The sequence below is a fragment of the Variovorax sp. 10N412 genome (genome assembly GCF_056394985.1).
Map to the genome: position 1 here is coordinate 1 of NZ_JBFTIO010000013.1, position 15,382 is coordinate 15,382.

The 15,382-nt window shown below is 67.6% G+C and carries 13 protein-coding genes; 9 read left to right on the forward strand and 4 right to left on the reverse strand.

What is annotated here, in order from left to right; translation table 11 throughout:
- Positions 1-634: 634 nt before the first annotated feature.
- From AC1DJH_RS24205 to metC, 3 genes are read right to left on the reverse strand one after another with little or no spacing between them, the layout of a single operon-like run.
- On the reverse strand, positions 635-1,405 hold the full coding sequence (locus tag AC1DJH_RS24205) for an amino acid ABC transporter ATP-binding protein (protein WP_478187413.1): 771 nt from the start codon (positions 1,403-1,405) through the stop codon (positions 635-637).
- On the reverse strand, positions 1,402-2,052 hold the full coding sequence (locus AC1DJH_RS24210; protein ID WP_472123425.1) for an amino acid ABC transporter permease: 651 nt from the start codon (positions 2,050-2,052) through the stop codon (positions 1,402-1,404). Before AC1DJH_RS24210 ends, AC1DJH_RS24205 begins: the two co-directional genes overlap by 4 nt.
- A 10-nt stretch (positions 2,053-2,062) precedes the next feature.
- Positions 2,063-3,220, reverse strand: coding sequence for a cystathionine beta-lyase (gene metC, locus AC1DJH_RS24215; RefSeq protein WP_478187414.1), 1,158 nt, complete (start codon positions 3,218-3,220; stop codon positions 2,063-2,065).
- Between the two features lie 109 nt (positions 3,221-3,329).
- Here metC and AC1DJH_RS24220 point away from each other — a divergent pair, with 109 nt between their 5' ends.
- From AC1DJH_RS24220 to AC1DJH_RS24260, 9 genes are all read left to right on the forward strand, one after another.
- On the forward strand, positions 3,330-4,283 hold the full coding sequence (locus AC1DJH_RS24220) for a LysR substrate-binding domain-containing protein (RefSeq protein ID WP_472123419.1): 954 nt from the start codon (positions 3,330-3,332) through the stop codon (positions 4,281-4,283).
- A gap of 120 nt (positions 4,284-4,403) precedes the next feature.
- Positions 4,404-5,240, forward strand: a complete 837-nt coding sequence (locus tag AC1DJH_RS24225) for a transporter substrate-binding domain-containing protein (RefSeq protein WP_478187415.1) — start codon at positions 4,404-4,406, stop codon at positions 5,238-5,240.
- Positions 5,237-6,061, forward strand: coding sequence for a transporter substrate-binding domain-containing protein (locus tag AC1DJH_RS24230; protein ID WP_478187416.1), 825 nt, complete (start codon positions 5,237-5,239; stop codon positions 6,059-6,061). Before AC1DJH_RS24225 ends, AC1DJH_RS24230 begins: the two co-directional genes overlap by 4 nt.
- Positions 6,058-7,071, forward strand: coding sequence for a succinylglutamate desuccinylase/aspartoacylase family protein (locus tag AC1DJH_RS24235; protein ID WP_478187417.1), 1,014 nt, complete (start codon positions 6,058-6,060; stop codon positions 7,069-7,071). Before AC1DJH_RS24230 ends, AC1DJH_RS24235 begins: the two co-directional genes overlap by 4 nt.
- 148 nt (positions 7,072-7,219) lie before the next feature.
- The gene (locus AC1DJH_RS24240; protein WP_478187418.1) at positions 7,220-8,116 is read left to right on the forward strand and encodes an SDR family oxidoreductase; all 897 of its coding nucleotides are present in this window, start codon (positions 7,220-7,222) and stop codon (positions 8,114-8,116) included.
- Positions 8,117-8,340: 224 nt separating this feature from the next.
- A complete protein-coding gene (locus tag AC1DJH_RS24245) occupies positions 8,341-10,506 on the forward strand; it encodes a hypothetical protein (RefSeq protein ID WP_478187419.1) in 2,166 nt (721 codons plus the stop codon).
- Positions 10,507-10,518: 12 nt separating this feature from the next.
- Positions 10,519-10,794, forward strand: coding sequence for a hypothetical protein (locus AC1DJH_RS24250; RefSeq protein ID WP_478187420.1), 276 nt, complete (start codon positions 10,519-10,521; stop codon positions 10,792-10,794).
- A gap of 43 nt (positions 10,795-10,837) precedes the next feature.
- Entirely contained in the window at positions 10,838-12,988 is a 2,151-nt protein-coding gene (locus tag AC1DJH_RS24255; RefSeq protein ID WP_478187421.1) for a phosphocholine-specific phospholipase C, read from the forward strand.
- 103 nt (positions 12,989-13,091) lie between these two features.
- On the forward strand, positions 13,092-13,979 hold the full coding sequence (locus AC1DJH_RS24260; protein WP_478187422.1) for a LysR substrate-binding domain-containing protein: 888 nt from the start codon (positions 13,092-13,094) through the stop codon (positions 13,977-13,979).
- Between the two features lie 8 nt (positions 13,980-13,987).
- On the opposite strand, the gene AC1DJH_RS24265 is transcribed toward AC1DJH_RS24260, so the two are convergent.
- Positions 13,988-15,376 (reverse strand): FAD-dependent oxidoreductase, encoded by a 1,389-nt coding sequence (locus AC1DJH_RS24265; RefSeq protein ID WP_478187423.1) that lies wholly within the window; start codon positions 15,374-15,376, stop codon positions 13,988-13,990.
- Between the last annotated feature and the right edge of the window lie 6 nt (positions 15,377-15,382).

Below are 15,382 nucleotides of genomic sequence, written 5' to 3' on the forward strand. Positions count from 1 at the left end.
CCCCACATAAACACTGGTGGCCACCATCGTGTCTTGCAGGGTCGGACGTGCCCCTTCAATCGTTGCGGAGAAGACGCGTCCGCTGCCAGTCTGAATATTGCGCATCACGCTGCCCTTGCACTTCCGGTCATGCACATCGACTAGGGACGGTGTGCGATAGAAGGTGAGATGCCGCTCGAAATGAGAATCGAGGTACGAACACGGTGCTCATGAAAACGGCATAGACCGTCAATAAGCAGCATCTCGGAGCCGACCCTAGTTGTTTCAGCTTGTTGCAAATGTAGGTGAAAACGCCTCAAAAACCCTAATTGTCGAAAACGAGACCTTGAAACGCTGCCGGTCGCGCCCGCCACTTCGGGCTTCGCACGGGACCGAACCCGACTTCAGAACCAAGGCCGTCCTAGACGGAAGGCCCAATGAGAATGGCTCAGGTCGAGCGCAGGCCCCGCGTGGTCGCAGGCCCCGCTTTCCCGCAAGGCTTCATTGGTGATGCCTCGAATTCGTGAAGCCGTATTTCCTCGCCGTCGACAGCACGACGGCAAGCTCTACAGCCCGTTGAAAAAAGCCATGCTCGAGGCGGCAGGCGCGCGCTCGGCTAAAGGGCCTGGAAGTGGAAGCAGCACGTCCACCGCGCTCAGTCCCGAATGAGGCCCAGGAAATCCTTCGCGCGCTGACTCGCGGTCGGCCCGAAGAAGTGATCGGGCGACGCGTCCTCCACGATCACGCCGCCTTCCATGAACACGATGCGGTCGGCGACGTCTTTCGCGAAGCGCGTCTCGTGGGTGACGACCAGCATGGTCATGCCCTTGTCGGCAAGGTCGCGCATCACCTTGAGCACTTCGCCGCGCAGTTCGGGGTCCAGCGCGGAGGTCGGCTCATCGAAAAGAATGACCTCGGGGTTCATGGCAAGCGCGCGTGCGATGGCCACGCGCTGCTTCTGCCCACCCGAGAGGCGGCCCGGGTATTCATCAGCCTTCTCCAGCAGGCCTACCTGGGCCAGCAGCTCGCGTCCGCGCGGCAGGGCCACCGCCTTGCGGATGCCCTGCACCGACACCATGCCCTCGATCACGTTCTCCACGGCCGTCATGTGCGCGAAGAGGTTGAACGACTGGAACACCATGGCGGTCTTCTTGCGGATGTCGCGCATCTTGCGGCGTGTGTCGCTCGAAGGCTTCGGCCCCGCATCGGCGATCTCGATGCCGCACATGCGGACCGTTCCGCGGTCGGGCATCTCCAGGAAGTTGAGCGAGCGGATCAGCGTGGTCTTGCCCGAGCCCGAAGGGCCCATGATGACCACGACCTCGCCGCGCGCCACCGTGAGGTCGATCTGCCGGAGCACGTGGTTCGCGCCGAAGCTCTTGGCCAGGCCCGCGACGTGCACTGGAGGAATATGGGATTCGGTCATGCGTAGCGCTTCGAGAGGTGGCTTTCGAGCCAGGTCTGCAGGATGGTGAGCACCTGGTTGATGAACCAGTAGATGGCACCGACGATGAGGAACATCTCCATGTAGCGGAACGTCGTGGCGCCCATCTGCTCGGCCACGCGGGTGAGCTCAACCACCGTGACGGTCGACGCGAGCGACGTGTCCTTCATCAGCCCGATGAGCCGGCTGCCCACCGGGGGCAGCGCGATGCGGAAGGCCTGCGGCAGCACGATGCGAAACAGCGTCTTCCAGTAGCCCATGCCCATGGCCCAGGCGGCCTCCCACTGGCCCTTGTCCACAGCCATGATGCCGGAGCGGAAGTTCTCGCTCAGGTAGGCGGCGGCGAACAGGCTCAGCGCGAGCAGCGCCGAGGGAATCGGCGAGATCACGATGCCGTAGCTCGGCAGGCCGAAATAGATCAGCAGGATCTGTATCAGGAGCGGCGTGCCGCGAAAGACCGACACGTAAGAAAAGGCGAACCAGCGCAACGGCCGAAACGGCGAGATCCGCGCCAGCGCCACCAGCAGCCCCAGCACGCTGCCGAAAAAGAACGCCGAAAACCCCAGGCCGAGCGTGACCAGCACCGCCTTCTCGAGCAAGGGCAGCGCCCTCAAGAACAGATCGAGCATCGTGGTCTCCTCAGCGCGTGGGCATCAACGCGCTGTAGCCCGCCAGGCCGGCCTTCAGGTCGGCGATCAGGTCGTCGGTCGCTTCCAGCCCGATCGACAGGCGAATCACCGGCTGGTCGGTGGCAGGGAAAATGCGCTCGGCCTGCAACGCAGCGGGGTAGTAGGCCGCCAGGCTGTGCACGCCGCCCCAGCTCGCGCCGATGACGAACTGCCTGAGCGAATCGAAGAAGCCATGGAAGGCACGCTCGGGCCCCGGCTTGAGCACCAGCGAGAACAGGCAGCCGTTGGTGCGGAAGTCGCGCTTCCACAGCGCGTGGCCCGGGTCCGACTCCAGCGGCGGGTACAGCAGGCGCTCGACCTCGGGTTGATCTGCCAGCCACCGCGCCACGCGCAGCGTCGACGCACTCTGGGCTTCGAGCCGCAGCTTGAGGGTCTCCAGGCCGCGCAGCACCAGGAAGCAATCGTCCGGGCTCACCTGCTGGCCCAGGATGCTCTGCGTCTCGCGCAGCACCTCGTAGTGCGCATGGTCGTTCATGCTGATGCTGCCCATCAGCAGGTCGGAGTGGCCGCCGAAGAACTTGGTGGCGGCCTCGATGCTGAAGTCCACGCCGTGCTCCAGCGGCCGGAAGCCGAGCGGGCTGGCCCAGGTGTTGTCCATCATCGTGAGCACGCCGCGCCGGCGTGCCACCGCCGCGATGGCGGGCGTGTCCTGCATCTCCATGGTCACGGTGCCGGGCGACTCCATGCAGATCATCCGGGTGTTCGGCCGGATCAGCGATTCGATCTCCGCGCCGATGGCCGCCGGATAGAACTCCACCTCGACGTTCATGCCGGCCAGCCACTTCTGCGCGAAGGTCTTGAGCGCGCCGTAGCAGGCGGCCGACACCAGCAGGTGATCGCCGCCGCGCAGGAAGGCCATCACCGTGGTCATCAGCGCGGACTGGCCCGAGGGCGTGACGACGCAGTGACGGCCGCCTTCGAGCGCCGCGATCTTCTTCTCCAGGCCCCGCGCCGTCGGCGTGCCGGTGATGCCGTAGCTGAAGCCGTCGGGCTGCCGGCTCTTGCGTTGCACGAAGTCGTCGAAGGTCTTGAAGACGACGGTCGATCCACGCATCACGGGGGGTGACAGGCTCTCGAACTGGTCATTAGTTGAGGCAATTGATTGCATTTATGCTATTCGTCCAGGTTAGGTTGTCTTGGCGATGCGTTGAAGTATTTGTCAGGCGTCCTGTCAACTCAACAGCGTGGATGACTCGCTCAATAAGCGGAGGTTATGGATGGAAAAGCGCGACATCGAGGTCTTTCGCGCCGTGATGCGCGCCGGCACCACCAGCCAGGCCGCGAACCTGCTGGGCGTGTCGCAGCCGGCGGTGAGCCAGTCGCTGCGCAAGTTCGAACTGGCCTGCGAGTTGCGCCTGTTCGAGCGGGTGCGCGGGCGCCTGGTGCCGACGCAGGAGGCGGTGGCGCTGATGGTCGAGGTCGACCGCTATTTCACGGGCCTCGAGATGATCGAGCACCGCATTCGCAGCCTCAAGTCTTTCGGCCTCGGGCGCCTGGCCATCGGCTCGCTGCCTGCGCTGGGCACCGGCTTCATGCCGCGGGCCATTGCGGCGTTCGGGCTCGAGCAGCGACAGATCCAGTTGTCGTTCCAGGTCATGAGCTCGCGCGAGGTGTACCAGCAGGTGTCCGCCGGCCAGCTCGATTTCGGCTTGATGGCCGAGGAACTGTCGGTCACCGGCCTCGAGCACTCCCCCTTCGCGGCCGTGTACGGCGTGATCGTCATGAACGCGAAGCACCCGCTGGCGCGAAAGAAGATACTCGACGCGAACGACCTGGCAAGCCACCCGTTCATCGCGCTCAATCCGGAAGATGTCGGGCGGCGCGCGCTCGACGAGGCGCTGGCGGCCGAGGGCAGGAGCTTGCGGCCGGTGATCGAGACGCCCTACTCCAACTCGGTGTGCGAGTTCGCGCTGCAAGGCGTCGGCATGGGCATGGCCCACCCGGTGATGGCGCTCGACTATGTCTCGCGCGGGTTGCTGCTCAAGCCGATGACGTTCGACATTCCATCGACGTCGCTGCTCGTCTTCAGGCCGGGCGTGCCGCTGTCCGACAACGCGAAGGAACTGCTGCGCGTGATGCGCATCCAGCTCGACGCAGACCTCAAGCGCGTGCGGGAGGCCGTGGGTGGCGCGGCCGTCTCGGTTCCGAGGAAGGCACCTAAACGGGGATAGTAGTTTCCCTGATTGGTGCATAAGCTGCGCTTATTGAGCAACTACCGGCGCCGGATTGTGGCAAGGCCATGACGCGCGACAAGATCGCGCTTTCATCGACCTCCAACCTGCACAAGCGCCATGAACCGAGTTCCATCCAGACGCCACCTGATCTGCAGCCTGTTCGCCATGTCGGCCTTCGGCGCACTGCTTGCTCCCGACGCCTGCGCACAGCAGGCCGATCTTCTTGCGAACGCGCGCGCCAGCGGCGTGATCCGCGTGGCCAACACGCAGGCCAGCCCGCCGTGGAGCATGCTCGACGACAAGAACCAGCCGGCAGGCTACGACGTCGAGGTGGCCAAGGAAGTGGCCAGGCGCATCGGCGTCGCTCGGGTGGAGTTCGTAGCCGATCTCTTCAAGAATTTCGTCGAAGGATTGAAGGCCGGCAAGTACGAACTCGTGATGAACGACCTGACTCCCACGCCCGAGCGCGAGAAGCAGGTCGACTTCAGCGTCGCCTACGGCCTGGAAGACTTTCGCATCTTCGTGCGCACGTCCAACACAGACATCAAGGACCGCCCGAACCTCAAGGGCAAGCGCGTCGGCGTCACCGCGGGCACCAGCAACGAATCCTGGTCGCGTGCGAATCTGCCTGGCTCGGAGATCGTGACTTACGACAACGGCGGGCTGGTCTTCAACGACATCGCCATCGGCCGCATCGACGCGCTCATCAGCTCCCACTTCGGCGGCATGCGCTACGCGAGCGTGAACAAGCTGCCGATCAAGGAGGTCGGCCCGATCCTGACGTACCAGCTCTCGGCCGCGGCGATGCCGAAGAACCAGCCCGCGCTGCGCGAAGCGGTGAGCAAGGCGATCCGGGAGATGCGCGCCGACGGCACGATCGACAGGCTTTCGAACCGGCTGCTCGGGGTGAGCTACCAGATGTCGGCGCAGATCGCGCAAGAGGAAAAGCAATGAAGCGGGCTCGACGCATCTTCGGCCTCGCGCTGCTTTCGCTGGCAGCGGGCGGTTGGACCCTGGCCGCGGCCCAGGCCGATGAATCGCTGGCACGCCTTCAGAAGAAGGGCGTGGTGTTCGTCGCGAACACGCAGGAGAGCCCGCCGTGGAGCTACGTGGGCGCCGACAACCAGCCCGCCGGCTACGACGTGGCCGTGGCGCGCGAGATTTTCCGCCGGCTGGGTGTGGCCAAGGTCGAGTTCGTCGCGGACAAGTTCAAGCACTTCATCGACGGCGTGAACGCCAAGAAGTACGACGTGGTCGTCAACAGCCTGGCGCGCACCGAGGAGCGCGCGAAGGTGGTCGACTTCACCGTGCCCTACACCGTGCAGGATTTCCGCATCTGGGTGCACGCGAAAAACACCGACATCGTGGACCCCGCCTCCCTGAAGGACAAAAGGGTGGGCGTGAGTGCCGGCACCACGAACGAGATGTGGGCAAGGCGCAACCTGCCGGCCTCCGACATCAAGGCCTACGACGGCGGCGGCTTCGTGTTCAACGACCTGGTCAACGGACGCATCGATGCCATCGTCGACTCGTACTTCAACGGCTACAAGATGAAGACAGTGAACAACCTGCCGATCAAGTCGGTCGGCGAGCCGGTCGTGTATTCGCTGGGCGCCGCGGTCGTGCCCAGGAATTCTCCCGCGCTGCTCGAGGCCATGAACAAGGCCATCAACGACATGGCGGCCGACGGCACGCTGCAGAAGCTCGCGAACGAGCATGTCGCGCCGGGCTACGACATGGTCGGCAACATGAAGAAAGGCACGGCCTGGAAATGAGCGCTCCCAACCCCATTCGCTGCGACATCGATCTCGATGCCGAGGGCAAGCACATCGGCTTCTTGCGGCTGCCGCATTCGGTGCACCGCTCGGCCTACGGCTGGCTGCCGATCCCCATCGCCTCGATCCGCCGCGGCGAAGGCCCCGTGGTGATCGTGAGCGCGGGCACGCACGGCGACGAGTACGAAGGGCAGATCATCGTGTCGCGGCTGATCCGCGAGATCGACGCGGACATGGTGCAGGGCCAGCTGATCCTGCTGCCGATGGCGAACGCGCCGGCGGCCGAGGCGGGGCTTCGCACCTCGCCGCTCGACGACGGCAACCTCAACCGGCTGTACCCCGGCGACCCGCAGGGAACGCCCTCGCAGGTCATTGCGCACTACATCGAGCACACCCTGCTCTCGCGGGCCCAGTACATGGTCGACCTGCACTCGGGCGGCTCCTCGCTCATGTACGACGGCGCCAACATGATGGGACTGGAGCCGCGCGATGCCGAAGAAGAGACGCGCGTCACCGGCCTGCTCAACGCCTTCGGCTTGCCACGGGCGTTTCTGTACCAGCCGAACGCGGTCAATGTGACGGCGGCGGCGCGGCGTCAGGGCGCGATCTGCTTCCTGACCGAACTCGGCGGCGGCGGCGCGGTGGATGCATCGCTGGTCGCGCAAGGCAGGCAGGGCCTGCTCCACCTGCTGGGCTTCATCGGCGTGCTGCAGGGCGCCATCGTGCCGCCCAGGCCACCGGCCGTGCCGCGGCTCATGCACATCGACCGCGCGCTGCACTATGTCTATGCAATGGACGAGGGTGTCCACGAACCGCTCGTCGAGCTGGGTGCGGTTGTCAAGAAGGGCCAGCCGGCCGCTCTGGTGCATTTCCCGGCGAGCCCGAAGCGCGAGCCGGAGACGGTGTACTTCCCCGGCAACGGCGAGGTCATCTGCAAGCGGGCGATCGCGATGGTTCGGCGGGGAGATTGCATTTTCCAGCTGGCGAGCGAACGTCGCGCGCGAGTTTGAACCCGTGGCTTGATCGACAAGGCGGCGCCGAAGCAGGGCACCACGCGCTTGTCCATCCTGTTGGTTTTCATACCATGATGCGCTCACTACTTTACCGGGATGAGCGCAGCGCAGACAGTCCGTGCATCGACGTTTTGGAGACTGTTCCATGCAGGTATTTGTCACAGGTGCCACCGGCTTCATCGGCTCGGCGGTGGTGAAGGAATTGATCGCGGCGGGGCACGGCGTGCTGGGCCTCTGCCGCTCGCAGGAGAAGGCCGCCGCACTGGCGGCCGCCGGGGCCGAGGTGCTCAGCGGATCGATCGACGACCCGGAGATCCTCAGGCAGGGCGTGGCCCGTTCGGACGGCGTCATCCACCTCGCGTTCAACCACGACTTCTCGAAGTTCGCGGCGAACTGCGAGGACGACCGGCGCATCATCGGCACGCTCGGCGCAGCCCTGTCGGGCTCGAAACGCCCCTTGCTCGTCACCTCCGGCACGGCGATCGCCAACACCGCGCCCGACCAGCCGGCGACCGAGGACGGCGCGACGGTCAGCTCGCAGGCCAACCCGCGCGCCGCATCCGAAGAAGCCGCCGCGGCCCTGGCCACGCACGGCATCAACGTGTCCGTCGTGCGCCTGCCGCAGGTGCACGACACGCGCCGGCAGGGGCTCATCACGTACGTGATCGAGGCCTACCGCGACAAGGGCGTGTGCGCCTATACCGGGGACGGCAGCATCCGCTGGCCCGCGGCGCACATCCTGGACGTGGCTCGCCTGTACCGGCTGGCGCTCGAGCGGGCCGAGCCCGGGGCGAAGTACCACGCGGTGGCGGAGACGGGCGTGGCGTTTCGCGACATCGCCGAAACGCTGGGCCGCCGACTGGGTCTGCCGACGGCGTCCATCGCCGCCGAAGAGGCTGGCGCCACCTTCGGCTGGCTCGCCATGTTCGCGAACCACGACATGGCGGCGGTGAGCACCCGGACACGCCGGCAGCTGGGCTGGGAGCCGAGCGGCCCGACCATGCTGGCCGACCTGGAGCGGCTGGAGCTCGACGCGCACTGACCGCCGGTATCCGCCGCGCCCGCCATGCCCGCAGCGGCGCGATGCTCCGAGCCTGCGCAATGCGCGGCGCGCCCTCCTGACGAAAAAGCCGACAGGAGCATCGAAATACCCGTGGGCTTTCGTCTCTGGCACGTCACCCTGCTCTTCTGTAATTCGACCACCCCCACATCAGAGGCAGTCGAAACATGTCAGTCGAGCGACCCCCCTTCAGATTCCTTCGAGGCATGGCCTCGCAAGCGCGTGGCCTGGCCATCACCGCCGTGCTCGCGGCCGCGGCAGCCACGTTGAGCGCCTGCGGCGGTGGCAGCTCCGGCGGCGCGGCCGGGGCCTTGCCGCCCGCCGCGGCAACCACGCCGCCCGCGGGCGCTGCGCCCGAGACGCCCGTGGCCGCGGGCACCCCGCGCACGCTGGTCGTCGACCTCGACGGCGCGACCTACGGCGCGGTGCAAGCCGGCATCGCCGCCGGCACGCTGCCGAACCTCGCGAAGCTGGAGATCCGGTTGGCCTACGCCGGCGGCATGGCCGGCACGCCCAGCCAGCAACCCACGCTGGACACGCCCGGCTGGGCCACGCTGCTGACCGGCACCTGGGCAAGCCGCCACCAGGTGATGTCCGAGGCACCGAAGCAGGCGCTGCGCACTGCCACGGTGTTCCAGATGGGCAAGGCGAAGAAGACGGGGCTCAACGGCGCGGCCGTGGCCTCCGCCGGGCTGGCGCAGTTGCTGTCATCGGACCGCGACAGCGGCGCCCTCGACGCGCTCGCCGATTGCTCCGGCGGCACGAACGCCACCGACTGCGTGACCACGCAGGCCGCGCAACTGATCGGCGGCGACTACGCCACGGTGCTCGCGCAGTACCGCGCGGCCAAGGACGCCGCGCTCGACTTCGGCCTGGGCGCCGCGCAGTACGCGGGCGCGCTGGCCCAGCTGGACAAGGCGGTCGGCACCCTCGTCGACGCCACGGCCAGGCGCCCGGACCGCCGCTGGCTGATCGTGGTGACCGGCAACCACGGGCTCAGCGCCAACAGCCAGGACGACGGCCTGCCGCTGGTGCCCGAGTCGAGCACCTTCATCGGTCTGAACCAGCCGGCCAACATTGCCACGCAAGGCGTCGGCGCCACGGTGCCGGCGAAGCTCGCCGACCTGTACGCCTATGCCAGCATCGCCGACGTGGCGCCGACCGTGCTCGGTCACCTGGGCGCGCTGCCCGACGCCGCTGGCTACGCGATGGACGGCGCCCAGCTGGTCGGCATGCAACCGGTGTCGCAGTTGACCGCCACCGTGGCCGACAACAACACCGCCGCCGCGAGCGTGGTGCTGAAATGGACGGCGCCCGCTGCAGGCGCCGTCACGGTGCTGCGCGACGGCCTGGTCGTCGCATCGAAGCTGCCGGCCGGCACCAGCACCTACACCGACAACCAGCTCTCGCAGGTGCTGAGCGCCAAGGGCACCTACCAACTGAGCTACACGGTGCAGGCCGGGGACGGTGCGGATGCCGCAGCGCGGGCCGTTCTTTCGCCACCTGTTTCCTACGTGCCGCCGGTGCCGCTGGCTGCGACGCTGACGAACGGACTGGTCTCCTATTACCCGTTCAGCGCCACGCTGCCGCCGGTCGATGCCCTTGCGCACAGCACGATGGGACCTGCCGCGAACGACCTTCCGGCCGCCGCCGGCCTGGTCGTGCCGGGGCCGTTCACCGGTACCCAGGGCTTGCTGGTGGACACGAACTTCGTCACCACCAGCGGCTTCGAGGGCTACAGGCTCACGCCGGCCAACGGCTTCGACGTCGCCAAGGGCGCGGCGCCGCAGTTCACGCTCGGCTTCTGGTTCAAGACGCCCTCGTGCGTCGCCACGAACAACGTGACGATCATCTCCAACAAGAGCTATGTCAGCGGCGGCAATGCGGGCGTCGCCGTCGGCCTGTTCGCCAGTTCGGGCAACCAGTGCGGCGTGGCGTTCAACATCGGCTCGGGCGGTGGCGTGCGTGCGGACGGACCGACCAGCCCGTACACGCAGATCACCGTCAACCGCTGGGTGTACATCGCCTTCTCGGTCGACGGCGTGGCCAAGACCATGAACATGGTCGTGTTCGACCCGGTCACGAGCACCACCAACCGCGTCGCCGTGGGCAAGTCGACGGGTGCGGTGGACCTCTCGAAGCTCTCGCCGCTCCCGCAATGGGGCATCGGCGACGACGGCACCGGCACCTTCCTGATGAACAAGTGCAACGGCACGGTCACGCCGCCGTACTTCGCCGGCAAGTGCGCGACGGCGCCGACGTACCAGCACCATTTCGGCGATTTGGCGATGTGGAACCGCGTGCTGAGCGACGCCGAGCTGCAGTCGATCTTCCTGTCGAACAAGCCGTTGTCGACGTTGTCGGCGAACTGAGGGGCAAGCGCAATGACATCCAGCTTCTTTCCCGGATTGCCGCGCGCCGTGAAGGCCGCGGGTGCCGCCAGCATCGCATGCCTGCTCGTCGCCGCGTGCGGCGGTGGTGGCGGGGGTGGCGCGCAAATGCCCGCGATGCTTCCCACCGCTGCAGCGGCCGTTGCCACCGGCGACGGCACGGCGCCCGCGCAGGTTCCGCTCGGGGCCGCGCCCTGCCCCGGCTGCGCGGCCAACGGCACCGACGTACCTCCGGCTCTGCCGAACTCGAAGCTCAACTGCGCTCCTTGACCGCGCGCGGGCACACACCTCACATCGTCGACCTCGAAGAACCATGACCCCCTTCAACCGCCGGACCTTCCTGCGCGCCGCCGCGGCCAGCGCCGCGCTCGGCCCCTTCCCGCCCGCCATCCAGCGCGCGCTGGCCATCCCGGCCAACAACGCCACGGGCACGATCAACGACGTCGAGCACGTCATCATCCTGATGCAGGAGAACCGCTCCTTCGACCACTACTACGGCACCCTGCCCGGTGTGCGGGGCTTCAGCGACCGCTTCACCATTCCGATGGCCTCGGGCAACCCGGTGTGGCTGCAACAGGGCGCCACTGACGCCGTGCAGCCGTTCTATCTCGATGCGACCAAGGGCAACGCCCTGCGCGTGGGCGGCGCGCACGACTGGGGTGACCAGCAATCCGCCTGGGACGGCGGGCGCATGGCGGCGTGGCCGAAGGCCAAGAACACCAAGATCTCTATGGGCTACCTGCAGCAGCCAGACCTGCCGTTCCACTGGGCGCTGGCCAACGCGTTCACGATCTGCGACGCGTACCACACCTCCATCCACACCGGCACCTTCACCAACCGCATGTTCATGTGGAGCGGCACCAACGGCGCGAACGTGGCCGGCCAAGCCTGCGTGACCAACGCCAACTGGGGCGGCCTCGGCCCCTCCACCGACGGCCTCCCATGGACCACCTACCCCGAGCGCCTGCAGGCCGCGGGCGTGCGCTGGAAGGTCTACAACCGGCCGGGCAACAACAGCAACAACAACCAGCTCGTCGCCTTCGCCTCGTACCGCGCGGCCGACGAGCAGCTGCGCGCGCAGGGCTCGCCGAACGCGGCCTACAGCCCCGCGATGGAAGCGCAGTCGCCCCTGTACAAGGGTTTCGGCAACACCATGCCCGACGGCGGCTACCTGCAGGCCGTGGCGGACGACATCGCGGCGGGCACGCTGCCGCAGGTGAGCTGGATCGTCGCGCCGGGCCCCTACAGCGAGCACCCGAGCATGTCGGTGCCCGGCCAGGGCGCCTGGTACATGCAGACGCTGCTCGACATGCTCACGGCCAACCCGGAGGTCTGGAGCAAGACGGTGCTGATCGTCAACTTCGACGAGAACGACTGCTTCTTCGACCACATGCCGCCGCCGGCGCCGCCGTGGCGCAACGCCGACGGAAGCTACGAAGGCAAGTCGACGGCCGACATCGCCAACGAGTACTACACGATGCCGCCGCCGCGCGGCGACTCGAGCCAGCGCACGCCCGACGGCAAGCCCTTCGGCGCCGGCGTGCGCCTGCCGATGCTGGTGATCTCGCCCTGGAGCGTGGGCGGCTGGGTCAACTCGCAGGTGTTCGACCACACCTCGACGCTGCGCTTCCTGGAGCAGCGCTTCGGCGTGCGCGAAAGCAACATCAGCCCGTGGCGGCGCACCGTGTTCGGCGACCTGATGTCGTGCTTCGACTTCCGCAACCCGAACAGCGCCAAACCCGCACTGGCGACCGCGCCGACCAAGGCGCAGGCCGACGCCACGTTGACGCAGCAGGTGGCCGCACCCGGCGTGCCCGTGCCGGCGGCGGGCTCCGTGCCGCTGCCTTCGCAGGCGCTGGCCCTGCGGCCTTCGCGCGCCCTGCCCTACCGGCTGCACACCAGCGCCAACGTCGACCTGGCCAACGGCCAGGTGTGGCTCACCTTCAGCAACACCGGCACGCAGGGCGCGGTGTTCCATGTGTACGACGAACTCAACCTGTCGCGCTACCCGCGCCGCTTCACCGTGGAAGCCGGCAAGATGATTTCCGACGCATGGAAGGCCGTCGCGGACAACGCGGGCAAGTACAGCCTGTGGGTGCTGGGCCCCAACGGCTACCACCGGCGCTTCAAGGGGGACCTTGCCGCACTCGCCACCGGGCCGAACCCCGAGGTGCGCGTGTGCTACGACCCGGCCGGCAACGCGGTGTACCTCACCGTCATGAACATGGGCGACGCCCCCGCGACGGTGACGGTCACGTCCAACGCCTACCGCAACGACGGTCCGTGGACCTACACGGTGTCGCCCGGCATGCAGGTCGAGCCGACGTGGAGCCTGGCGGCCACCCGCAGCTGGTACGACTTCACGCTGACCACGGCCGACGGCTTCGAGCGGCGCTTCGCGGGCCGGCTGGAGACGGGGCAGGACGGCGTGAGCGACCCCGCCATGGGCGTCGCAGGCACATAGCCGGCGGATCGGCCGGCGGATCGGGCAGCTTACACACGGGCATCACGATCGGCCGGCATCATGTCGGCCTTTCAGAACCCCCAGAGCCCAGGAGACCCCCGCAGTGACGCTCAACCAGATTCGCGCCTTCATCGCGGTCGCGCACGACGGCGGCTTCACGGCCGCCGCGCGCACGCTGGGCATGAGCCACAGCACGCTCAACTCGCAGATCCAGATGATGGAGCGCGAGTACGGCGCCGAGCTGTTCCACCGCCGCGGCCGGCGCGTGGAGCTGTCAGCCCTGGGGCTGGAGATGCTTCCGCTGGCCCGGCGCATGATCGCGCTCGAAGGCGACATGAGCTCGCTGCTGGACGACAGCGGCCAGTTGCGCCGCGGGTCGCTCAAGGTAGGCGCGGTCGGGCCCTTTCACGTCACGGAGATGATCGAGGCCTACCACGCGGTGCATCCGCGCATCCGGATCTCCGTCACGCTGGGCAATTCCGAAGTGGTGCTCGACGCGCTCGACAAGTACGTGAGCGACGTCGGCGTGGTGGCAAGCCGCTTCCCCGACGCGCGCTACCACATGCAGCTGTATGCGCGGTACCCGGTGATCGCGTTCGTGCATGTCTCCCACCCGTTTGCGAAGCGCGAATCCATCGCGCTGAAGGAGCTGTCCGGGCAACCGCTGCTGATGCGCGAGCCCGGCTCCACGACGCGCAAGGCACTGGAAGACGCCCTCCTCGCGCAGGGCGTGAGCGTGCAGGTCGCGATGGAAATCGGCAGCCGCGAGGCACTGCGCGAGGCCGTGGCCCGGGGACTTGGCATCGGCACGGTCTCGCAGTCCGAGTACGTGCCCGATCCGCGCCTGCGGCCCGTGCGCATCGAGGGCGACGTGGTCTCCACGCACATCCACGTGTGCTGCCTGCGCGAGCGGCGCGAGAGCCGGCTGATCTCTTCCTTCTTCGACGCAATCGAATCGGAACGTCCTGCCCCGCCGGCCTGCGCGCGCTGAGCCGCGGCTCAGGCCTTGTCGGCCTTGCCCGCCGCGTTGGCGAACTTGCTCAACAGGCGATCGACCATCCACGGGCGCGTGTCGCGGTCTTCCGCGGCCTCCTTGCGGCGGATGGCGTCGCGCACGACGATCGAGCCGATGTAGCGGATCGGCTCGGGTGGAAACAGCCCCAGCGGTCCCTGCAGCAGCGGGCTGCGCGTCCACGCGTTGTCTTCGTCGAGCAGCAGCGAGGACAGGATCTGCCCGCCCATGTAGGTAGGCCCCACGCCGTTGCCCGAATAGCCGAAGCCGTAGTAGATGTGCGGCGCGCCGTCGAGCCGGCCGAAGAACGGAAACCCGGTGACCGAACGGTCCGAAGGTCCGTTCCAGCTCGCGGTCACCGGCACGTCGCGCAGCGACGGAAAGAAGTCGTCCAGCGCGCGCTTCAGCTCTGCCTCGTACGGCGAGCGCTGGTCGAACACCGGCGCGATGCGCCCGCCCCAGGCGAAGGTGTTGCCGCCCTTGCCCAGCATCAGGCGGCCATCGACCGTGGTGCGGTAGTAGTACACGAAGGTGCGCGAGTCGAGCACCGACACGCCGTCGACCAGGCCCGTGGCGCGCAGCAGCTCGGGGCACTTCTCGGTGATGACCATGTCGCTGGACACGATGGCGATGCTGCGCTCGAACTGCGGCAGCGCGCTGGCCATCCAGGCGTTCATGGCCAGCACCAGCTTGGGCGCCTCGAGCGTGCCGCCCGGCGTGCGCACCCGGGCCGGGTGGCCCGCGCTGAAGTCGATCATCGGGCTGCGCTCGTAGGTGCGGATCCCCATGCGCAGCGCCACGCGCCGCAGGCCGCGCACCAGCTTGCCGGGGTGCACCGTGGCCGCGATGGGCGAGTACACGCCCGCCAGGTTGCGCGCCGAACCGGAGCGCCGCGCCACCTCCTGCGGCGGCAGCGTGCGGTACGAATGAATGCCGCAGTCTTCCAGCCCCTTCATCACCGGGTCGAGCGTGCCGACCTGGGCGTGCGAGGTGGCGGTGTAGAGCGTGCCGTCCTGCCGCAGCTCGGCATCGATGCCTTGCGCGTTGCAGAAGTCCGCGATGTGCTGCACGGCTGCTTCCGAGGCCTTGACGAGGCGGATGGCCTCGGCCTCGCCGAACAACCGTCGCAGCGTGAAGAACTTGGCCGACCAGGTCAGCAGGCAGCCGCCGTTGCGTCCGCTGGCCCCGCTGCCGCAGAGGTCGCTCTCCAGGATGGCGATGTCTAGCGCGGGGTTGCGCTGCTTCGCCTGGATGGCGGTCCACAGCCCGGTGAAGCCACCGCCCACGATGCACACGTCGGCGCGCTGCGCGCCTTGCAGTGCGGGCGCGAGGTCACCGTCGTTGAAGAGAGCCTGTTCGATCCAGAAGGGGCGCATGTTGCT